Origin of the sequence: Microcoleus sp. FACHB-672 (assembly GCF_014695725.1) — a bacterium.
In the GTDB taxonomy this organism is placed as follows: Bacteria; Cyanobacteriota; Cyanobacteriia; order Cyanobacteriales; family Oscillatoriaceae; genus FACHB-68.
This window is the reverse complement of sequence record NZ_JACJOU010000015.1, coordinates 148,399-169,605: the sequence shown is the minus strand read 5'-3', so window position 1 is coordinate 169,605 and position 21,207 is coordinate 148,399. Positions and strand designations below refer to the sequence as shown.

At 46.1% G+C, this 21,207-nt stretch carries 17 protein-coding genes; 12 read left to right on the top strand and 5 right to left on the bottom strand.

Annotation, left to right across the window (positions count from 1 at the left end):
- Positions 1 to 254 precede the first annotated feature (254 nt).
- Positions 255 to 1,190, top strand: coding sequence for a S1 RNA-binding domain-containing protein (locus H6F56_RS10555; protein WP_190667598.1), 936 nt, complete (start codon positions 255 to 257; stop codon positions 1,188 to 1,190).
- A gap of 85 nt (positions 1,191 to 1,275) precedes the next feature.
- Here the strand turns inward: H6F56_RS10555 and H6F56_RS10550 are convergent, their stop codons facing one another.
- On the bottom strand, positions 1,276 to 3,798 hold the full coding sequence (locus H6F56_RS10550) for a GUN4 domain-containing protein (protein WP_190667596.1): 2,523 nt from the start codon (positions 3,796 to 3,798) through the stop codon (positions 1,276 to 1,278).
- A 374-nt stretch (positions 3,799 to 4,172) separates the two neighbouring features.
- Positions 4,173 to 4,436: a hypothetical protein gene (locus H6F56_RS10545; protein WP_190667594.1), complete on the bottom strand. Its 264-nt coding sequence runs from the start codon at positions 4,434 to 4,436 to the stop codon at positions 4,173 to 4,175.
- A gap of 202 nt (positions 4,437 to 4,638) precedes the next feature.
- Between H6F56_RS10545 and ispG the strand changes: the two genes are divergently transcribed.
- Positions 4,639 to 5,865, top strand: a complete 1,227-nt coding sequence (gene ispG / locus H6F56_RS10540; RefSeq protein ID WP_190667592.1) for a (E)-4-hydroxy-3-methylbut-2-enyl-diphosphate synthase — start codon at positions 4,639 to 4,641, stop codon at positions 5,863 to 5,865.
- 122 nt (positions 5,866 to 5,987) lie between these two features.
- Entirely contained in the window at positions 5,988 to 7,319 is a 1,332-nt protein-coding gene (ctpC, locus tag H6F56_RS10535; protein ID WP_190667590.1) for a carboxyl-terminal processing protease CtpC, read from the top strand.
- A gap of 31 nt (positions 7,320 to 7,350) precedes the next feature.
- Here ctpC and H6F56_RS10530 read toward each other — a convergent pair whose 3' ends face one another.
- On the bottom strand, positions 7,351 to 7,539 hold the full coding sequence (locus tag H6F56_RS10530) for a DDE transposase family protein (RefSeq protein ID WP_190667588.1): 189 nt from the start codon (positions 7,537 to 7,539) through the stop codon (positions 7,351 to 7,353).
- A 136-nt stretch (positions 7,540 to 7,675) separates the two neighbouring features.
- Here H6F56_RS10530 and H6F56_RS10525 point away from each other — a divergent pair, with 136 nt between their 5' ends.
- The 4 genes from H6F56_RS10525 (at position 7,676) to H6F56_RS10510 (ending at position 13,164) form a co-directional block, all read left to right on the top strand.
- Complete coding sequence (locus H6F56_RS10525; RefSeq protein WP_190667586.1) at positions 7,676 to 10,465, top strand: CHAT domain-containing protein; 2,790 nt, start codon at positions 7,676 to 7,678, stop codon at positions 10,463 to 10,465.
- A 2-nt stretch (positions 10,466 to 10,467) separates the two neighbouring features.
- Positions 10,468 to 10,794: a hypothetical protein gene (locus H6F56_RS10520; RefSeq protein ID WP_190667584.1), complete on the top strand. Its 327-nt coding sequence runs from the start codon at positions 10,468 to 10,470 to the stop codon at positions 10,792 to 10,794.
- A gap of 90 nt (positions 10,795 to 10,884) precedes the next feature.
- A complete protein-coding gene (locus tag H6F56_RS10515; RefSeq protein ID WP_190667583.1) occupies positions 10,885 to 12,414 on the top strand; it encodes a hypothetical protein in 1,530 nt (509 codons plus the stop codon).
- A gap of 33 nt (positions 12,415 to 12,447) precedes the next feature.
- On the top strand, positions 12,448 to 13,164 hold the full coding sequence (locus H6F56_RS10510; RefSeq protein WP_190667582.1) for a Uma2 family endonuclease: 717 nt from the start codon (positions 12,448 to 12,450) through the stop codon (positions 13,162 to 13,164).
- A 68-nt stretch (positions 13,165 to 13,232) separates the two neighbouring features.
- On the opposite strand, the gene H6F56_RS10505 is transcribed toward H6F56_RS10510, so the two are convergent.
- Entirely contained in the window at positions 13,233 to 15,299 is a 2,067-nt protein-coding gene (locus H6F56_RS10505; RefSeq protein ID WP_190667581.1) for an elongation factor G, read from the bottom strand.
- A 29-nt stretch (positions 15,300 to 15,328) separates the two neighbouring features.
- Between H6F56_RS10505 and H6F56_RS10500 the strand changes: the two genes are divergently transcribed.
- From H6F56_RS10500 to H6F56_RS10490, 3 genes are all read left to right on the top strand, one after another.
- A complete protein-coding gene (locus H6F56_RS10500; protein WP_190667580.1) occupies positions 15,329 to 15,553 on the top strand; it encodes a hypothetical protein in 225 nt (74 codons plus the stop codon).
- 398 nt (positions 15,554 to 15,951) lie between these two features.
- Positions 15,952 to 16,872, top strand: coding sequence for a tetratricopeptide repeat protein (locus H6F56_RS10495; protein ID WP_190667579.1), 921 nt, complete (start codon positions 15,952 to 15,954; stop codon positions 16,870 to 16,872).
- Between the two features lie 531 nt (positions 16,873 to 17,403).
- Entirely contained in the window at positions 17,404 to 17,856 is a 453-nt protein-coding gene (locus H6F56_RS10490; protein WP_190667578.1) for an ATP-binding protein, read from the top strand.
- Positions 17,857 to 17,892: 36 nt separating this feature from the next.
- Here H6F56_RS10490 and H6F56_RS10485 read toward each other — a convergent pair whose 3' ends face one another.
- Entirely contained in the window at positions 17,893 to 18,210 is a 318-nt protein-coding gene (locus H6F56_RS10485) for a DUF6439 family protein (RefSeq protein ID WP_190668164.1), read from the bottom strand.
- 51 nt (positions 18,211 to 18,261) lie between these two features.
- On the opposite strand from H6F56_RS10485, the gene H6F56_RS10480 reads away from it, so the two are divergent.
- Positions 18,262 to 18,651, top strand: a complete 390-nt coding sequence (locus H6F56_RS10480) for a DUF2203 domain-containing protein (protein ID WP_190667576.1) — start codon at positions 18,262 to 18,264, stop codon at positions 18,649 to 18,651.
- A gap of 74 nt (positions 18,652 to 18,725) precedes the next feature.
- Positions 18,726 to 20,117, top strand: coding sequence for an asparagine--tRNA ligase (asnS, locus tag H6F56_RS10475; RefSeq protein ID WP_190667574.1), 1,392 nt, complete (start codon positions 18,726 to 18,728; stop codon positions 20,115 to 20,117).
- Positions 20,118 to 21,207 lie beyond the last annotated feature (1,090 nt).

The window sequence follows — 21,207 nt, the reverse complement described above, 5'->3', positions numbered from 1 at the left end:
TAATTAAACATTCGTGCGTTTAATTGTTAATTTATGTGCCGGTGTCGCCTCTATTAGCCCAAGCATTCCCTGTGGCGCGAGTTTTACATAGATCGCTGCCTATTTTGAATCAGTGGAGAATTGGCTATAGTGAGTAAGCCAAGGTTTGCTCCTAACGTCAGCCGCCGACTTTCCCTTCCCAAAGGCAACACAGCCGGCACAGTTGGGGTAAGCAACCTCACTTAATAATCTCTGTTTCCTTGCTTTGAACTGTCATGAATCCAGAATCGCTCCGTTCTCAAGCGGCAAACGCGTCCTTCTCGATGGACGATTTTGCCAAAGCCCTCGAACAACACGACTACGAGTTTCCAAAGGGAAAGGTGGTACGCGGCAAGGCGTTTGAATACGACCCGGAGGGCGCGTATGTTGATATCGGTGGTAAATCACCGGCATTTCTCCCCATCACAGAGGCTTCCTTGAGACGGGTTACGAATTTGCCTGAAGTGCTGCCGTTGCAGGAAGAACGTGACTTCCTGATCATCCGAGAGCAAAATTCTGATGGCCAAGTAACGCTTTCTCTGCGGCAACTTGAACTGCAAAAAGTTTGGGGAGAACTGCTTCAGGTGCAGGAAAGTGGCCAATCCGTGCAGGCGCGTGTCACCGGCACGAATAAGGGAGGCGTCACAGTGGATGTGCGAGGGTTGCGGGGGTTTATTCCGCGATCGCATTTAGTGGCGCGAGACAATTTAGAGGAATTGATTGGGCAACGCCTGACAGCCAACTTTTTAGAAATCAATCAAGACACGAATAAATTGGTGCTATCTCAGCGCTTAATAGCTCAAGCAAATCGCGTTAGCCAGTTGTCAGTTGGTGAGCTGGTAGAAGGTGAAATTGTTAGCATTAAGCCATTTGGGGTGTTTGTCAGTTTAGATGGCGTTACTGCCTTGCTGCATATCAAGCAGGTGAGCCAAACCTATATTTCCTCTCTTCCAGATGTGTTTAAGCTAGGTCAGCCGATCAAAGCTGTGATCATTGAGCTAGATGAATGGAAAGGCCGAATTTCCCTCTCTACCCGTGTTTTAGAAAATTATCCTGGGGAGATACTGGAGAAAATGTCCGAAGTGATGGCAGATGCTGAGCAGCGGGCAAAGAAAGTGGGCAAGAAAGACACTGAGCCGGCAAAGCCGGTGGCCAAAGCTCAAGAAAGCTAATATGCATTGCAATTGCATATTTCTGTAGCCTAAAAGCAAAAAAGGTAAAAGGTAGTGTTGCCTTTTACCTTTTTAGTTTTCTCTTTTATCTAAAAATTCCATCAATTGTATTCAAATAACAATCGTAAGCCAATTCCTCGAAGCAAACAAAAATAACTTTTTCTATGGAAGAATTGCTTTCAAGAAAACGCTTGACTTCGCAAATTGCAATTCTGGAAGCTAACAGCATCGGGAAGCCAAAAGTTCCCGTGCTAATCGCTGGAAACGCAATTGTTTTTATAGAATACTGTTCTGCCAAGACTAAACAGTTGCGATAACATTCAGCTAATCTCTGCTCCTCCTGATTGGCACCGCCTCCCCAGCTCGGCCCTACAGTATGAATAATCCACTGTGCAGGAAGGTTATAACCGGCAGTAATTTTAGCCTCCCCACAAGCGCAACCTTTTAACTGCCGACAAGCTTCTCGAAGATCAGCGCCGGCAGCACGGTGAATCGCATAATCTACCCCACCACTGCCAGAGAAATAATAGTCAGTAGCACAAACAATCGCATCGACTTGTTGTTCTGTAATATCACCGTTAATAACGGCGATCCGATTTCTCACAAACGAGTTATGCCGGCGTTGAGTGTCGTTAACTTGACGTTCTGGCTTGACATTTGGCCAAGTAACAGTAGAGGCTTGCAGCAGACAAGCTTCAATCCGAGACAGTAGACACACGCGCACTAACCCCCAAATCTTACGCCCATAGCCTCGTAGATCGCACATGGGCAGATGTCCAGCCGGCGCATTGAGGGAGAAGGTGGCATCGCTATAAAAAAGCCAGTTATCCTTAACAAACCATCCAATTTGAGTGCCAAACCGACGGCAAGTTGTCGCGTCAGCGTCAAGTTTTCCTCCACAACTTTGCCAAATACGCTGCTGTACACTAAAACCAAAATGTCCTTTGCTGTACCTGACCCATAGCTCATCAAGGATACTCAAAGCTTCACAAGAAAACTTCTCAATATCGTCTGCTGTCAGCAAGTCTTCTTTTTCTTTGAAACTTGCCTTTAGCATCACAGCCGAAGTTTCCGCATCGGCTTCTTTCCATTGGCCGACTGCTAGAAAATCGCGTAAGCGAGTGTAATTTATTTCTTGATCATTGGTAAGATTGTTAGTTAAAATATTTGGCTTAACTCTAGGAAAAACCAAGGTAAATTCCTGTAACTTACAAACCTTAATGCGAGAAAAGAAATCACCTAAACTCATTCTTGGAGCATCCATTGGCACGTTCCTGCGAAGACTCTTTATCTCTCCCAAATACAAACGAGGCAAGTATCCTTCAGGTGCAGAAACGTTAAAAATCAGGTGATGATAATCTAACCAATTTTCTTTTACACGCCATCCCAAGGAATCTGCAAATAAATTTTCCGTTTCATAATTAGCATTAGGATTTCCCCCAACTTTTTCCCAAAGGCGCTGTTGTATACTAAAACTAAAACATCCTTTGCTATACTTGAGCCAAAGTGTGTCAATTGTTTGCAAGTCTTGACAGGAAAGTTCAGCAATATCTTTAGCTCTCAAAAAGCCTTCTTGCTCTCTGCCGGCAGCCTTCAGCATCACAGCCGCCGTTTCTTGATCGGCTTCTTTCCATTCTTCGGCTGCTAGAAAATTTCGCAGCCTGCTGTAATCAATTCCACACGCAGAACTGAGATTATCGCTAATAATTAATTTGGTGGTTGATAAATCAAGTTGAGATTTTCCAGATATCACCGGGATAGTTTTAAGAGTAGATAAGCGTCTCGACTGGAAAAACTTAAAAATTTCCAGCACTTCCCTGGCTGATTGATAGCGTTCACGAAAGTCATAACGCACCATTTTGTCGATAACTTTAGCAAATTCTAAACTGACTTCCGCACGATCACGCCAAATAATTTCACAAGTATTAGGATCTTCTGGTAAGCCTCTTGGATGTAAGCCGGTGAGGGCTTGAATTCCAATCATTCCCACCGCATAGATATCACTGCTAAAGCGGGGCTTGCCGGCCATTTGTTCGCTGGGCATATAACCGGGTGAACCGATAGCAATCGTAAAACTTGTTTGTCCCTGAGAGTTAATGGCTGGAGTTCCTAGTTGTTTGACTGCCCCAAAGTCGATTAAAACAATCTTTTTATCCTGCCGACATCGAATTAAATTAGAAGGCTTAATATCCCGATGGATGACATCTTGCTGATGGACAAAAACTAAAACTTCTAGAATTTCTCGTAAAATACAAACAACCTGAGCTTCGCTTAACTGTTGGTTAACAGGTAATTCTTGACGCAGCTCATGTCCTTCAATTAATTCTTGAACTAAATAAAATTCTCGATCTTCTTCAAAGTGAGCAAAAAGCCGAGGTATCTGATTGTGACTTCCCAATTTGTACAACACGTCGGCTTCGCGCTCAAACAGACGCCTTGCCGCCTCTAAAGCGGTTGGGTTATCGACAGCCTTAGGCTTGAGTTGTTTTACGACGCATCGCGGGTTACCCGGTAAATGCCGGTCTTCAGCCACAAAGGTTGTGCCGAAGCCTCCACCTCCCAAGTGGCTAATAATTTGATAGCGCCCACCTACTATTTGTCTTAGCATTAGATATCAAGCAGCGTAGGGGATCTCGCTTGCTGAATTCTCAGTTGATAGCACATTTTAAAGCTTCTGGGAGGTTTGAGCAATAAAATGGGCAATTAAGCGACTGATGCTTTACTTCATGACCTCTCTCAGAAAGCTAACCCGACAGCATTCATTGGTAGCGCCCTTGCCGGCATTCGTTGCCTAAATAAAATTCAATGAGATGACTTTACTTATCCATTTTGATGTAAAGCATAGTTAGATTAAATTTTAGTAATTTACATTACAGCTCTCCATAATAACTTGACCTTCACTTAATTCTGGTCAATGGGAAGTTCTTGACGCAGCTCATGCCCTTCTGTAGATTTTTGAAATAAATAGAACTCTTACTCTTCTTAAAAGTGAGCAAAAAGGCGAGGAATTTGATTGTGACTTTCTAATAAGAATAAAACTTCGGCTTCTTGGTTAAACAGATGCCTTGCCGCCTGCAAAGCCACTGGATCATCCGCAGCATTCGGCTTGAGTTGCTTGACAACGCATACTGACTTGCTGGGTAGATGTTTATCTTCAGCTACAAAGGTCGTTCTAAACCCTCCCCAGCCTAAGTAATTAATAATTTTGTAACGTCTGCCTAATGTATTTCTTAGCGTTAAATTCACGCAGCGTAGTTGATTCCGCTTGTCGAATCGCGTGTTGATCTCAATCTTGGCATAAAATGTTGAGCCGGCTTGGCTCGTGAGAACAACTATATCTAGAGTAAAATTGCCTACTTCCTGTCTTCACCCAACTTTGTCAACCAAACCGGCACCTTCTGTGGCAACCTGATAAACAGAGAGGATCGCCGCAATTAACGATAGCTTTATGCAAACTCTGCCCACTTTAACAACTTCTAACGCCTCTACCAGTCAATTCTCTACCGATACCACCATCCACCGGCGCAAAACACGCCCTGTTAAGGTGGGCAATGTCACCATCGGCGGCGGCTACCCTGTGGTGGTGCAGTCAATGATTAATGAAGACACGCTTGATATTGACGGATCGGTTGCCGGCATTCGTCGCCTGCATGAAATTGGCTGTGAGATCGTGCGCGTTACCGTGCCGAGTATGGCACACGCCAAAGCCCTGGCGGAAATTAAGCAAAAACTGATTGAAACTTACCAGCAAGTCCCCCTGGTAGCCGACGTGCATCACAATGGCATGAAAATCGCCTTGGAAGTGGCGAAGCACGTGGATAAGGTGCGGATCAATCCGGGGCTATATGTGTTTGAAAAGCCCAAAGCTGACAGAACCGAATACAGCCAAACTGAATTTGATGAAATTGGGGAAAAAATACGCGAAACGCTAAAACCTTTAGTTGTTTCTCTTCGCGATCAAGGAAAAGCGATGAGAATCGGGGTCAATCACGGTTCTCTGGGTGAACGGATGCTGTTTACCTACGGTGATACCCCAGAAGGCATGGTGGAATCTGCTTTAGAATTTATCCGCATCTGTGAGTCGTTAGATTTCCGTAATATCGTGATTTCGATGAAGGCGTCGCGGGTGCCGGTAATGTTAGCCGCCTACCGGCTGATGGCACAGCGTATGGATGGGTTGGGAATGGATTACCCCCTACATTTAGGCGTTACAGAAGCCGGCGATGGGGAATATGGACGGATTAAGTCTACTGCCGGCATTGCCACCCTGTTAGCCGATGGCATTGGGGATACGATTCGCGTCTCCCTTACGGAAGCCCCAGAAAAAGAAATTCCTGTTTGCTACAGCATTCTGCAGGCACTGGGTTTGCGGAAAACGATGGTGGAGTATGTGGCCTGTCCTTCTTGTGGTCGCACTTTATTTAACTTAGAAGAAGTGCTGCACAAGGTGCGAGAAGCAACCAAACATCTCACCGGCCTGGATATTGCAGTCATGGGCTGTATTGTCAATGGCCCTGGAGAAATGGCGGATGCTGACTATGGCTATGTCGGAAAACAAGCCGGCTACATTTCTTTATATCGCGGGCGGGAAGAAATCAAAAAAGTCCCAGAAGATCGGGGAGTTGAGGAGTTAATTAATTTAATCAAAACCGATGGCCGGTGGGTTGATCCCTAAAAATTTATCCAAAATGACTTAACTGGCGAGGGTTGACAGATGTGTTGAACACGTCCTCCCATTGCCTGTGTTAGAGTGAGCGAAATGCCATTGCAATGTTTCCTTTCCGGCTCAGCAATCCTATGGAACTAACAAGACGTGGACTCGTTGTAGGCGCAACTGTCGTTATGGTTAGCGCGGTCGCAATTACAGGAGCTAGTATTCACCTCAAAGGTCAGGCTTTCTTTCAGGATAGCCCCAAAGAACTGGTTGATGAAGTTTGGCAGATAATTGACCGCAACTATGTGGATGCCACCTTCAACCAAGTAGATTGGCAGGCCATTCGTAGTGAGTATCTGGGCCGGCCTTATAACAGCAAAGAGGATGCTTACAAAGCAGTCCGAGAAATGCTGGAGAAGCTTAACGATCCCTACACCCGGTTTATGGACCCGCGAGAGTTCCAAAATATGCAGATTGATACGCAGGGGGAACTCACCGGCGTAGGGCTTCAGTTAGCTCAAGATGAGGAAACGAAAAAGCTGATCGTAATTTCGCCGATCGAAGAAACACCGGCATTCCGTGCAGGGATTTTGGCTAAAGATTTTATTGTCAAAATTGATGGCACAAGTACCGAAGGGATGGATGTGAATCAGGCGGTGAACCTGATCCGGGGGCAGGCCGGCACAGACGTGACCCTCACCATTTTACGCGGGAAGCAACAGTTAGATTTTCGGCTGACACGCGTGCGAATTGAGATTCATCCCGTTCGCCATTCTTTACGCAAAACTCCGACAGGAGACATTGGATATATTCGCCTGAATCAATTTAGTTCTAATGCCCCCAAGGAAATGCGGGATGCAATCCAAGATTTAGAAAAGCAGAACGTGACTGGCTATGTTTTGGATCTGCGTTCTAACCCCGGTGGATTGCTTAACGGCAGTATCGATATTGCCCGGATGTGGTTGCAAGATGGCACGATTGTTTCAACCGTAAATCGACGCGGTGAAATGGATCGTCAAAGTGCCAATAAACGCGCTTTAACGGATAAGCCTTTGGTGGTGCTGGTGGATGGGGGTTCTGCAAGCGCTAGCGAAATTCTCTCAGGGGCATTACAAGATAACAAACGGGCAGTTTTAATCGGGACTAAAACCTTTGGCAAAGGTTTGGTGCAATCTGTGCGCGGATTGGGCGATGGTTCTGGGCTAGCTGTGACGATTGCGAAGTATCTCACTCCCAGCGGGCGAGATATTAATAAGCATGGAATCGATCCAGATGTGGTGCTGGAACTGTCGGAAGAGCAGAAGCTCGTATTGCGTAAAGATATTACGAAAATCGGCTCTCCAGAAGATGCTCAATATGCGAAAGCGGTAGAAGTATTAAAGCAAGAAATTGCGGCAAAAGGAGGAAATCGCGCCGAAACAGCAGTGCCGGCGAAGACAACTAAACCGACTAAAACACCTGCTAAAGCTAAATAGTAAAAAGTCCTAAATTGAGGACTGAGGATTTTTACTGCGGCTGGCATTTGCCGGTTCTAATTAATCCCACGCGACGAGCAATCGCTTCGTCGGGTGATGTAAAAGGACCCCATCTTTCAACGATGTTGGGGTCTTCTTTTTGTTCAATTTGTTCGGCAGGAAGTATCTCACAGCTTCCCTGCGGACGTTTGACAATATACCAACTTTGTGAGGTTTCCATCGTTTTAATATCAGAGTTTAGAGGCAAAGCCTTTTTTTAGAATACCGCTTGAGAGCTTTTTATAATTATGGCGACCTACTTAGTGAAATTCCTATACAATTAAACACAAAAACAATCTCAACAAGTGAGAGGGCAAATGCTCTGGCAGATAGGGCAGTGGTTCATTCGGTTGTGGCGCAGATTTATCGGGTTATTCAGAAAACCCCAATCAGCAACACCCTCACAAATATCGGCAACTCAACCCCTGAGTGATGCAGAATACGAACGGCTGTTTTTACAGTTGTTGGTGGTTGTTGATTTTGGCATGGGTGAGGTGGAGGTATTGCGGGCTGTTGAGCGGTTGAAACAGCGCAGTTCCGAGGCAGAATGGGTGGCGTGGTTGCATCGGTTTGCGTCTCGGTTGCTGGAGTCTGCCGCACCTAACCGCGAATTAGCGGAACGGATGGTGAAGTTGGGGGAGATGGCCTGCGGGGAACTGGCAGAGGTGGCGGCAAACATTGGCCGGCAATTGCTGGAGAGGGAAGCAGAAAAAGCGGTGCCGGTGCAACCCCCGACAAATGTCAGTGAGGAAGCGGAAGCCTTGTTCAATCGAGCATTTGAGCAATATCAGGCCGGCAATCTTGATGCCGCCCTCGCTTCGTATAACCGCGCCCTGGAAATAGAGCCGACATACCATGATGCCTGGAGCAATAGGGGCAGTGTGCTGGGTGAGTTGGGACGCTTTGAGGAAGCGCTGCTATGCTATAACCGTGCCATTGAAATAGAGCCGGCCTCTCATATTGTCTGGATCAATAAGGGCACTGTGCTGAGGGAGTTGGGACGCCCTGAGGAAGCACTGCCATGCTATAACCGTGCCATTGAAATAGAGCCGGCACACCATGATGCCTGGAACGGTAAGGGCAATGTGCTGAAGAATTTGGGACGCCCTGAGGAAGCACTGCCATGCTATAACCGTGCCATTGAAATCAAGCCGGCATACCATCAACCCTGGAACGGTAAGGGCAATGTGCTGAAGAATTTGGGACGCCCTCAAGAGGCGATTCCTGCCTATGACCGTGCCTTAGAATTAACAAAGAATCAATTCTGGGAAGCTTGGGCAGGCCGGGGCTGGGCCATTTTGAAGATACAGGGGTACAATGCCGCCCTTCAGAACTGGGATGACGGGTTGCAGGCTATGCCCTCAAATGAACAGGAAGGTGGCGCTTTCTTGCATCAATTGAAAGCTGACTGCCACGACTTGCACGGACGCCGGCAACCCAATCCTTACCTGTACTGGCAACAGGCAAGAGACAGCTATATTGCCGCGCTCAAAACCCTCACGAACTGCCAAGCTTCCATCCTAGGAGATATCCTTGGCAAACCCTTAAACCCCCGTTTACGGCTGCGGTATCTAGAAATTTTGCAAAAATTGGCAAAAGTTTGTAAAGCCCTTGACTATCAAGAAGATTTTCAGCGCTGTTTGGATATAGGCGATATTGTTCTGGAGGATTTAATCAACGAGGCTCAATCAGACGAGTGGAAAATTCAGTTATCCAAACAATTCGCGGGTTTCAATCAGTTGCGGGTGTTGCTGCTGGCGCAGTCCCCAGAACCCGAAAAGCAACTGGAGGCGCTGACACTGGCTGAAAAACGCAAAAATCTCTCCCTGCGCTGGTTGCGCGATGGCTGGATTTTGGGAGAAACACCGGCATTCACTTTACCGGCTGGGGTGGCGGCGCTTGATTGGCATCTCAGTGAGGGTGGCATTGTCGTGTTTGTGCTGCGATCCGACCGGCCTTTATCGGTTCACACTCTGACATCCCCAACCTTTACAGAAGCCGGCAGCGTTAATACGCCAGAAAGTTTGGTGCTAGCGTTTGAAACCTGGATGAATCGCTGGAAAGAAAATTATCAAAAATACCGCAAAACTCAAAAAAACGAAGGGGAAGAAAGCCCTAAAGACGAAAACAACCAAGCAGAAGAAAGCGCGAAATGGCGCAATTCAATGGCCGATGAGTTGAAAACATTAGGCGAAATTCTCCAAATCGGGCAAATTTTGCCTCAGTTAGCCGGCATCCATCACTTAATTTTGATTCCCCACCGGGACTTACACCTGTTACCACTGGAATATTTCTTTTGTGAACAACCTTTCACAATCAGCCGGCTACCGAGTTTTCAAACCGGCCAAGATTTGCAAAAAGTCGAACCCGCCTCAAAAGAAGATTTGCTCAACGTTGAAAGCCCAGATCCCTTGCTCTATGCTGAAATAGAATCTCCAACCATCGCCCATTTTTATGCAAACTGCGAAACTGTACCCCATAGCCAAGCCACCGTAGAAAAACTTACCGAAGTCCTGCAAAAGACTGCCGGTGTTTTTCATTTTACGGGTCATGCCGGTCATAATATCGCCCAGCCATCCCAGTCAGCATTACAGCTAAAAAATAAAAAACTGCTAACTGTCCGTGAAATCTTCCAGCTAAACTTACCCAAATATTACCTCGTCTGCCTTTCTGCCTGCGAAACCGGCATGACGGGAAAAGAAGGGCTAATTGATGAATTTGTAGGTTTAGCCAGTTGCTTTTTAGCAATGGGTACTCACTGCGTCATTAGCACTCTCTGGAAAGTCGATGAAATTTCCTCAGCATTAATGATGATTCGCATTCATCAATGTATAAACGAGGAGAAAATGAACCCTATCGAAGCCCTCAAAACCGCACAAAACTGGCTTCGCACCGTCACCTACCGCGATCTCGAAACGTGGTATCGCAACCTTGCGGATCAAGTACAACAATCTAACCCTTCTTGCAGCCGCGACTTGCGAGATGAAGCCGCTAGTATCCAGGAAGACTGCGCTAAAATACAATCAAATCAACCTCCTTACGAACATCTTTATTATTGGGCCGGTTTCACGGTTCATGGCATCGTCAATCCTGAAGCTAAAACCTGATTATGAAAGTAACTGATATTATTGTCCTGCAAGCCATCGGCAACGCCCTAGCAAAATTAGACTCTTCTGTTGATTTGGGAGAATTGGAAGATGAAATCATCAAAGCGGTTGCCGGTTTGGAGACTCTCGCTGCAAAAAATGCCCAGATTAAACAACTTTATGAAACCGAACGCCGGGAATTAAAAAAGCTTTACCAAGCACAACCTAAAGACAAAGGTTTTGATCCTGAAAATGATGATTCCAGGGATACAGACGTGGGAAATGTAAACCCTCCCTCTGATAAATCAGAGAATACGAATAAGTCTGCCGATGAGGGCGAAAAATCTTAAAAAACTAATATCTAAATGACAAAAATATCCTAATTGTAAAAACAACTATCGGCTGTGTCTTTACAAAACTCCCACGTTACAAGAGGTCGAATGAGCGAATTAATTTATCCCACGCTTGATTTATTTGTTTATCAGCTTAGAAATGGCTGGGGAGACAGTGCTGAAGAAATTGCCGAAAATCACAGGATATTTTGGAAAAACTTACCAGAACCCATTAAGGTTGACTTGTCTAGAGAAAGCAATGCCGGCTCTCCAGAATATATCAAATTACTGGAATTATTAGAGCCTGAGCAAAAGAAAGAACTAGAAATCAACAAAAATCATAACTTTCGCTTTACTGAAAAAGTTGATAGCTACCCATTCTCAGGCTATTACTATCCTGTGCGGATTGGGGATACTTACAGCTTGCTATATGACTGTTCTGTAGATTACCTCAATGAGATAAAGTCTCCTGTCACTTGCTTCCAAACTCTTAAAAAACAAGCACAAGATAAAAAAGGCAACCTTGGCAAAACTTATATTCTTTCCGGTTATCTACCCGTCTCCTTCAAAGGCGATGATCAGCAAATAGCCAATCTAGCCTATGAAGCCGGGAAAGCTTTAATCGCGGATTTAATGCCTGGGGAGTGGCAAAAATTAGAAAACTCTGGTAAATTCCTCGGCGCTACCGTCTTTGAAATTTGGCAGCCGGCGCAAAAACCCGAAGATATCAAAACAGAAGAAAATAGCTATCACATTATTATTATTCTCTATCCCGATAGGCAAAATATGAAGCAAGCCGCTTCATTTTATGGGGATTGGCTGCGCTTATTTTGCTATCGGCACAAAATTATTTGGGGTTACTGGTACGCCTACAATAAAAAAGAATCTCTTCAGAAATATACCCAAAAAATTAGTCAAGAAGTTGCAAAGGTCAAAAATCTATATAGCATAACGCCCAAAACTGAATTAACTATAAATAACCTTGACGATTTGCAGAAAACTTTACAAGAATGCTTAGATATTTATTCTAACTATGTAGAGACAATTAGTAATATTGAGATTGTCAAGCTTGCCATTGAAACAAACCTGCAAAACTACAAACAACGACTAATCAAGCTAGTGAACAAAGCCCAACCTCATAAAAAAATGGGTGAAACTAATTTAAAAATTTTAAAAACTTTCAGCGAAACAGTTAAGAATAAATATCAGCTTCAAGTCGCCCAAGATCAGGCCGCCATGAGTGCAAATTTGAAAGTTTTAGAAAATTTGGTGAATACGGTTAGGGGAATCGTAGAAGTTAAACAAACAGCATTAAATCAGCATATCGAAACCCAAAATAGAGAATTTCAAAATTTTGTAGCCGTTGCCGGTGTTGGGGTGGGAACCGCCTCATTAACGGCGACTGCCTTAGCTCCATTAATTCAACAAATTACTACACCGCCAACAAATCAAAATACTAACACTCAATCTGTGCCGGCAGCTACACCCAAAAGTCCAGTTCCATCCACTTCTCCTATATTAATTTGGTTAGGATTTTTCGGGCTTTGTCTGCTTTTGGGAGGGGTTGTTAGTGGGATTACTTATTGGTGGCGTACCCACCATCAAAATTCAGTCCATACTCGCAAAAGTTCAAACTGATAAACTTCAATTAACCAACTCGCTCAACATCCTATGCTTACCGAAAAGCAATCTTCTATCTCAGAAGAGATCATCTACCCCGACAGCGACGGCGAATTAATGGCAGACAATACCAAACAATTTGAATTAATTGTATATATCAAAGAAAATTTAGAATCGCTGTTTGCCAATGAACCCAATGTATTCGTTGCCGGCGATCTTTTATGGTATCCCGTCCAAGGTGATAATAAACTCCGCCAAGCACCCGATGTTATGGTTGCTTTAGGCCGGCCAAAAGGACACCGGGGTTCCTATAAACAATGGGAAGAAAACAACATTTCTCCCCAAGTCGCCTTTGAAATTTGGTCGCCGGGAAACCGGCCCTCTCAAATGGCCAAAAAATTCGACTTTTACGAACGCTACGGGGTTGAAGAATACTATATCTATGACCCCGATACAGCAGACTTAACCGGCTGGCAGCGCCACAACGATAAATTAAAATTAATTGACGACATGAGCGATTGGGTCAGTCCCAGACTCGGTGTGCGCTTTGAGCTATCGCAAGATATCCTGGTAATCTATCGCCCAGATGGTCAGCCATTTCTCAACTTTATAGAACTTGACCGACAGCGACAAGAGGCAGAAAACCGCGCATACCAAGCAGAAAACCGCGCTCAACAGGCAGAAACCCAGCTAGAAGAAGAACGCCGGCGAGCACAAGCCTTAGAAGCACGACTGCAGGAAATGGGCGTTGATCCCAACCAATTGTAACCGGCAAAAAAAAGCCCGCTTGCCGGCACGGGCTTCATTTTTCATTGCTAAATTAACCGGCAGGCAAATTAGTAATTGTTCTTACCATTGCCATTGCCGTTACCGAGCACCCGCTTCGCCAAAGGTTCTGGCACCTCTTGCAAGTGATCGAACTGCCAGTGGAAGAAACCAACTCCCATCGTTAGGGAACGCAACTCCACGATTAAATCTTGCATTTCTGCCTGCGGCAAATAAGCCGAAACCTTATCCCACCCCTTCCAATCAGATACCGCCTCATAGCCTAAAATTTGGCCACGACGCCCGCTAATTAGCTGCATCATCTTAGAAGTAAACTCATTCGGCGCACAAATCTCAACCGAAGCTATAGGTTCCAGCAGCGTTGGCTCACATTTGGCCATCCCCTCTTGCATCGCCAGACGTGCCGCTTGCTTAAACGCCTGTTCTGAACTGTCCACCGTGTGGTAAGACCCATTCGTGAGGGTCACCGCAATATCCACTACCGGAAATCCTAGTGGGCCATGTTCCAAAAATTCCCGCACGCCGGTTTCTACGCCGGGGATATACTGCCTCGGCACCGAACCACCCACAATTGTCTCACTGAAATTAAAGCCCTCTCCACGTGACACCGGCTTAATATCCAGATAAACATCCCCAAACTGGCCATGTCCGCCGCTTTGGTGCTTGTAGCGCCCATGTACTGAGGAAACCGGCTTGCGAATTGTTTCCTTATAAGGAACGTGGGGCAGATGCGTCACCATTGGCAAATTATATTTACGCCGCAGCCGATCTAGGGCAACCTTCAGGTGAATCTCGCCTTGTCCCCAGAGAATAATTTCGTGGGTGTCCCCATGTTGCTCCCAAGCCAGGGCGGGATCTTCGTCTAGCAACTTGGACAGTGCGCCGGTCAGTTTCACTTCATCGTTGCGCCTTTCGGGGGCAATAGCCAAAGCAAACACCGGCTTCAACTGTTCCGCCTTGGGCAATTCACTTGCTGCTTGCCCACTAATGGTTAACGTATCGCCGGTTTTGATCCCCTCCATCCGCGCCAGCGCCACAACCTCGCCGGCACCGGCTGTCTGCAAACCTTGCGTTTGCTGGCCCATCATCCGGTAAAGGCCGCCAGCACGCACGCCATTAAGTACGATTCCATCCGTAAGCTGACCCTGCCAAACCCGCACCAGCGACATTTTACCGCCTTGAGGGGTGTAATACGTTTTCAGCACTTGGGCCAGAGGTTCGGTAGCGTGGAGCATAATACCTCGGCGTTCTGCCGTTGTTTCCGGTGCCGGTGCTTCCCGCAACAGCGCCTCTAATAGTGGCCGCACTCCATAATCTTGCTCAGCTACGCCAATAAACACCGGCACAATTAAATCTGCCCCCAATTCCATTTTCAGGTCTTGGATAATTTCTTCTTGGGACGGGTTAATTTCCTCTAGCAGTTTTTCCAGCAGGTGATCGTCAAAATTGGCCAACTCTTCTAACATTTGAGTTCGCGCCGCGTGTTCCTGCTCTTTTAAAGACTCTGGCATCGGCACCGGATCTGCCGGCGCACCAGGATGGTAATGATAAGCCTGTTCACTGACCAAATCGATAAAACCGACCACCCGATCCCCTTGGCCAATGGGGTATTGATGCGGCACGATGGGACGAGAAGAAACAGACTTAAGGGCATTCAGCACTTCTATAAAGTTGGTCGTGCAGCGAACCTCGTCTGTACAGACCCGATCCATTTTATTAATGAATACTAGGTGGGGGATCTGCCAATCATCGAGGAATTTAAACAAAGGCGCTAAAGTCAGCACCCGTGCCGGATCGAGTTCACAGACAACAACCGCCGCGCCGGCACCGATTAAAGCATTATAAGTTTCTTGAGCAAATTCTACTGATCCCGGACAGTCGAGAAACGTGAAGCGAATATCACCGTATTCTGTACTCGCGGCAGTTACTTCCACACTCATCTGCCGGTCACGCGCCTCAGTTGAACTGTCTCCAACCGTGTTTCCTTCTTTGGCACTGCCTTTACGAGAAATCGTGCCGGTGACGAACAATAAACTTTCGAGTAATGTCGTTTTTCCACTTAAATACGGGCCAACAATTGCGACGTTACGCAAGCCCGAAACAACTTTTTGGTTCATACTTCCTCCCGAAAATCCACACGCTGCAAGTGTTTAATAAATTAAGCAACTGGCTGAATGTTCTCCAAGAATTTTCTGATAACAATCAGTCGAAAAATCTGATCCCTAATTTTCTCAATCCGCTAGGTTTCCTCGCAACAGATGAGTTTGCTGCTGGCATTAGATATCAGGAAGCCGGTGTTGTTTTTTTGCAAATCTCATCGCTGCAGCCCCTACAGTTAGCGATCCCAGCAGTTCCTGATGAAGTTCTTTAACGTTTGCTCTATGTTTTTGAGATTACCTTATTCTTACGCCTTTGAAATAAAAACTGTAGGTTATCTTAAACTTATTTTTTATAAAAGTTAAAATATATAAATTATTGCAAATAATTGCTAATTTTTGTAATTCAAACCCAATGCAACCCCAAAAAATATCAACAAGATGCTATCAAAAAAAGTTTAAACAAGTCAGTTAACAATTCTGCCCGCACCTGTACTAACAAGTTTTCTCCCATTCCCCCGGATCACATTATCACTCTCTTACTCGCTCCTACTCTCTATATTCTTTCCCACTCCGCCACTCAAGACTCTAGGAAGCCTTAACATTTAGGCAAATAACAGTTAAAAAAATTAATAGAACTGTATGACAACGAAAGCAGGAGGCAGAAAGCTGGATGCAATTACTATTTAAACCCAAGCGCAGAGGTTGGCTGGCTATAATGCTGTGCGTCGGGTTCGGCACACCGGCAGCCTTAATGCCGGTGTTTGCCGCGCCAATCGCTCAAGCTCAGCAAAATGGCAGAACAGCCGATGAATTGGTTAACCAAGGGCTACAGTTAATTCAGCGTGGCCAAGTTCCGCAAGCAACAGCCGCTTTCCGGCAGGCTACCGAATTAGAGCCAAACTTGGCACCGGCACATTACAATTTAGGACTTGCTTTGCGGCAGCAGGGACAGCTACAAGCCGCTGCCGATGCCTTTCACAGAGCAACGCAAGCCGATCCCCGCTTTGCCCTCGCCTACGCAAATTTAGGGGCAGCGCTTTTAGAAGGCAACAACCTTACCCAAGCGCGAGAATACTTGCAACGCGCAGTTGAACTTGATCCCCAACTCGGTTTAGCCCGCTATAACCTCGGTTTGGTGCTAGCGCAGCAAGGCTTAGTAGAAGAAGCCATTGCCTCCCATACACAGGCGCTCCAGTACAGCCCCAAAGCACCAGAGCCGGCTTACCATTTGGGCTTAGCTTATCTGCAACAAGGCAACCTCGATAAAGCCAAAGACGCTTTTCGCCAAGCGATTAAAATCACCCCTAATTACCCAGAAGCCCACTACAATCTCGGCTCCATCCAATTCACCCAAGGTGATTTAGAAGAAGCCCTCAAATCCTTCCGCCGCGCCTCGGAAGCCAACCCTAACTATGGCAATGCCTATTATGGTGCTGGGCTGGTGTTTCTGCGCCAGGGTCGCTACAGCGAGGCGCAACAAGTTCTGCAATATGCCAAAAGTCTCTATACCGCTCAAGGTAACGCTGAGTGGGCTGCCAGCGCTGAGGAGCAGTTGCAACGCGCCCGCAACCCGAATGCCCCGCTTCGCTGAGTCCGCTCGTCTATAAATTTACGAACACTTGAAACTCTTGATTTCTCAGGGTTGTAAGCGCTATAAAGGAAGAGGGAAGCCTATTTTTTTCAGGTTATAGGCCAAACCCTCTAGTTTTTTCAGAGCATTTCTGTACAATAAAAGAGGAAGGTAGTTAGTGATTCAGGTCACAAGCATGGTGTGGTTTATGTGGAGATTAAAAATACCTTGACGCGAACCAAGCCTGCTGATGAGAACTACCAACAACCAAAGCGTTGCATCCAGCTAACGACTCACCCCGGCAGAGCCGGCCTGAAGGCTGAATCCTTTAGGTAACTGCCCGCTTTATGAACTAAACATTCTGCTTCACCGGCAGCCTAGCATTTTCTAAATTTGAATTGTAAATATTGGAACCCAGCTTGTGAAATCTGGTGAGCGCAACGAGTTGTTGACTGACTCAAGGCAGGAGTGCAACATGACCGTTCAGTGATTTTCAGGGGCATTGCACAGCCAAATTAAGTCTATCCACGTTTAAGCTGCGGGGTTTTACTTGTGATTGCTATCTCAATTCGTCCCCAGGAACGTACCTTGGGAACCATTAGCTTTGCCTCCACACTTTATCTTTGCCCAATTCTAGAATTACTGCTTGCAGAGATTCCCGAACAATGGCAGGCGGAACTCCGCTTAGGTCTTCAAGAAGCATTAATAAACGCTGCGAAGCATGGGAACAAGCTTGATCCCAGTAAAACGGTTGCCGTCCGTTTCTCTGCGATCGCGGATCAATACTGGTGGACAATCACTGATCAAGGCGATGGCTTTACGCCTCCGTCATGCAATTGCCCAACAGAGTACAACGACCAGCTACCCTGCGAAGAGGGAGAGTGTGGGCGCGGATTGTTTATCTTATATCAAATTTTTGATCAAGTTCATTGGAACTCCGAAGGCACAGAGCTAAGAGTGTGCAAAAAAGTGGGTAGTCGTTCGCGGCTACCCCTTGTTTCTTAAAATTGCCGGCGCTTAACAACCGGCTAAAGACAAACCTTATTGTTCCCGCTTGTGGCCATGAGTCGGGCAAGGCGGTGCCGATATCGAGCGATCTAACCAGCCAACGGCTTGCTGAAGCCTCACGATCGCTTCCTCCGGGTTGTCTTTAAGCAGAAATACAAGAGCGGCGGCGACTTGCTCACGTGCCCGCGCGAGGCGGTTAGACTTTAATCGGTGCCAATCTTTTTCAGTGATGGCCAGCCGCTCTGCCAGTGTTTGGGCTAATTCCAAAGTGCTAAATTCTTGTAAGTTTCCGGTGCGAGGACTCTCTAAACCGGCAGAAACGATGGCGCGAGTGGGCGTAGAGTCAGGCATACTAAAAGCAGCATCCAGGGTTGACATTTACCTATACTCTACAATGCCGGCATGAACTCCACTCCTGAACCCTCCTCCAGTGATCCCGCGCACTCCGCCTCAAACAACCCAGAGGAGCAAGACTTTGAGCAAGCGCTGTTAGAAACTGAAAGCTATCTTCAAGCGCTCAAAGAACGTTATCAGCAAATTCAGCAAGATCGCAGCCGGCAGGCAGAACTTCAGCAACAGCAAAAGCAAATTAAGAAAGAAATGCGGCAAGATCGCAGCCGGCAACTACAAGCCGACTTGCGGCGAATTCAAGAAGAACTCGAAACCATAGAACTTAACCTAGAAAGTAGCCTATTTACTTGGGGCACCCTCAAAGAACCCTTTTGGCAAGCCGTGCGCTTCGGAGGACTCGGCATTGTTGTAGGCTGGATATTAAAATCTTGTACGGGATAGACGCTGAAAAATTATCCCTTGTCTGCCGGCAAAAGGCAGGCAAATCAGCCATCAATCAAAATTTTAAATTTTTTATGGTAACTCGACGCATTGCAGAAATATTGCGAAATGGCCAACCTGATGAGCCGGCAACCATTCAAGGTTGGGTACGCACCAAACGAGAATTGAAAGAATTTACCTTTGTCGAGGTCAATGATGGGTCATCAATGGCCAACCTGCAAGTCGTACTCAATCCAGATTTGCCGGCTTATGAAGAATACCTCAAAAAGCTCAACACCGGCGCATCCGTAGAAGTCATCGGCAGCTTAGTCGCCTCCCCCGCCAAAGGGCAGCGAATTGAGCTAACAGCCTCAGAGATCAAGGTTTATGGCGAAGCCGATCCCGAAACCTATCCTCTCCAGAAAAAACGCCACTCCTTTGAATTTCTGCGTACAATTGGCCATTTACGCGCACGCACTAACACTCTAGGCGCAGTTTTCCGAGTCCGCAACGCCTGTGCCACCGCCATTCACGAGTTTTTTCAAGAACGGGGTTTCCTGTGGGTACACACGCCCATTATCACCGGCAGTGACTGCGAAGGTGCCGGTGAAATGTTTAGCGTCACAGGCTTAAACCTCAAGCAGATCCCCCGCACCGATCAACAAGAAGTAGACTATTCCCAAGACTTTTTTGGCAAGCCGGCTTATTTAACCGTCAGCGGACAACTAGAAGCCGAAGTGATGGCAATGGCTTTTAGCGATGTCTACACCTTTGGTCCAACTTTCCGCGCGGAAAACTCCAACACCTCGCGGCACTTAGCAGAATTTTGGATGGTTGAGCCAGAAATGGCCTTCTGCGATCTCGAAGGAAATATGGATTTAGCTGAGGCGTTCCTGAAGCACATCTTCAAATCCGTGTTGGAAAACTGCCCTGAAGATATGGAGTTTTTCAACCAGCGGATTGACAATTCAGTTCTCGCCACTGCTGACAATATTATCAATAATCAGTTTGAGCGCATCACCTATACAGATGCGATCGCATTGCTAGAAAAAGCAGACCGGCAATTTGAGTATCCCGCCACCTGGGGTGTAGATTTGCAGTCAGAACACGAGCGCTATCTCGCTGAAGAATTATTCAAAAAACCGACAATTGTTACAGATTATCCAGTAGGGATCAAAGCATTCTATATGCGTTTGAACGATGATGAGAAAACCGTTCGGGCAATGGATGTCCTCGCTCCCAAAATAGGAGAAATTATTGGCGGATCACAGCGGGAAGAACGGCTAGACATTTTAGAACGACGGATTCAAGCTCAAGGGATGAATCCAGAGGAATTATGGTGGTATCTCGATCTGCGCCGGTATGGGACAGTGCCTCACGCCGGCTTTGGATTGGGCTTTGAACGCTTGGTGCAATTTATGACCGGCATGGGCAATATCCGCGATGTGATTCCCTTCCCCAGAGCACCCTTAAGTATCGAGTTTTAAATTCTATTACTCGTGCGTCAAATCATGGGGTGGACGATGTCCATCCCACTCCGCTTTGGCAAAATTAAAGCGGGAGGAAAGGAAGAAGCAATCACAAATATTGCAAAGGTAATTCTACAAAGAAAGTACAGGTCATTCAAACGCAAGCTAGCTTCTTAATCTCGCTACAGCTGGCTTGCATCCAGTTGAGATGCAAATATAATTTTTATGCCAATGTACTGCAAATAGATTCTCCCGCCAAAGCTTCGTGGCGGCAATCTGTGACGTGCAAATGTTTAAATTTCTTTAACATCGAGTTTGCAACAATAACTCTCATTCATTTCTCTCCCCTTCTTTGCCTCAATACTCATTCTCCGTTTCCGTTACCTTGCCGGCATTGAGGTTTCTAAATTTTTTACCTAAGGTTGATGAACAAATTTCCTGTTAGTCCGTCAGGAGTCAGGTGCGCTGCTGTTAGGATGATCGCATTTTATCTCAGAGCTGCCGGCAAGATGCGAAAGCAGTGGCAGCCTAAAGTTCTTAGCTTTCTTACAGATACGAAGTTCATCGCTCATTTAAAATAAAAGCTAGTAATTATATCAAAGCAAGAGCTTTATTTCTGTTTTTAACTATTACTTTTCAATATTTACAACAGACGCATATTGTAGGAAAAATTGCCTCAGCGAATTCACTAAATAACGAAACTTTATCGTCGTAAATTTACTGAGGCGATTGAGGTATCTGGCAAGTTAGCCATAGAAGGAAGACAGCTTCTTGCCGGCTGCAAACTTCACGCTTCTGGATGTACTTAAGCCCACCCTAATATTTAAGTTGCACGCCGTTTTGCACTTTGGCACCGGCTTGTTTACTTTGCAGCTTAAGCTTTGGTCATTACCCATATTCCTATCTCTTGCCCAGACACCCAAATAATTGGGTTTTGATGAGCGTGAGAATTTCTGATGGCTTCTGTTCCTTGAGTGTGGTTCGTAAAGGGAAATCTATGTAAGAAGTAATTTTTTAAAATTTGAACTGAGGAGATTTAAGCCTAGAGGTTTTTTTCTTTGTCTATGCTATTTTGATTTACGACGGTAAAATTCAGCGGTGAATAAGA

Coding starts and splice junctions, on each gene's coding strand:
- ctpC (WP_190667590.1), top strand. CDS start 5,988: ATGGAACTAACAAGACGTGGACTCGTTGTAGGCGCAACTGTCGTTATG.
- H6F56_RS10485 (WP_190668164.1), bottom strand. CDS start 18,210: ATGCCTGACTCTACGCCCACTCGCGCCATCGTTTCTGCCGGTTTAGAG.
- H6F56_RS10525 (WP_190667586.1), top strand. CDS start 7,676: ATGCTCTGGCAGATAGGGCAGTGGTTCATTCGGTTGTGGCGCAGATTT.
- H6F56_RS10555 (WP_190667598.1), top strand. CDS start 255: ATGAATCCAGAATCGCTCCGTTCTCAAGCGGCAAACGCGTCCTTCTCG.
- asnS (WP_190667574.1), top strand. CDS start 18,726: ATGGTAACTCGACGCATTGCAGAAATATTGCGAAATGGCCAACCTGAT.
- H6F56_RS10530 (WP_190667588.1), bottom strand. CDS start 7,539: ATGGAAACCTCACAAAGTTGGTATATTGTCAAACGTCCGCAGGGAAGC.
- H6F56_RS10480 (WP_190667576.1), top strand. CDS start 18,262: ATGAACTCCACTCCTGAACCCTCCTCCAGTGATCCCGCGCACTCCGCC.
- H6F56_RS10505 (WP_190667581.1), bottom strand. CDS start 15,299: ATGAACCAAAAAGTTGTTTCGGGCTTGCGTAACGTCGCAATTGTTGGC.
- H6F56_RS10550 (WP_190667596.1), bottom strand. CDS start 3,798: ATGCTAAGACAAATAGTAGGTGGGCGCTATCAAATTATTAGCCACTTG.
- H6F56_RS10495 (WP_190667579.1), top strand. CDS start 15,952: ATGCAATTACTATTTAAACCCAAGCGCAGAGGTTGGCTGGCTATAATG.
- H6F56_RS10510 (WP_190667582.1), top strand. CDS start 12,448: ATGCTTACCGAAAAGCAATCTTCTATCTCAGAAGAGATCATCTACCCC.
- ispG (WP_190667592.1), top strand. CDS start 4,639: ATGCAAACTCTGCCCACTTTAACAACTTCTAACGCCTCTACCAGTCAA.
- H6F56_RS10520 (WP_190667584.1), top strand. CDS start 10,468: ATGAAAGTAACTGATATTATTGTCCTGCAAGCCATCGGCAACGCCCTA.
- H6F56_RS10515 (WP_190667583.1), top strand. CDS start 10,885: ATGAGCGAATTAATTTATCCCACGCTTGATTTATTTGTTTATCAGCTT.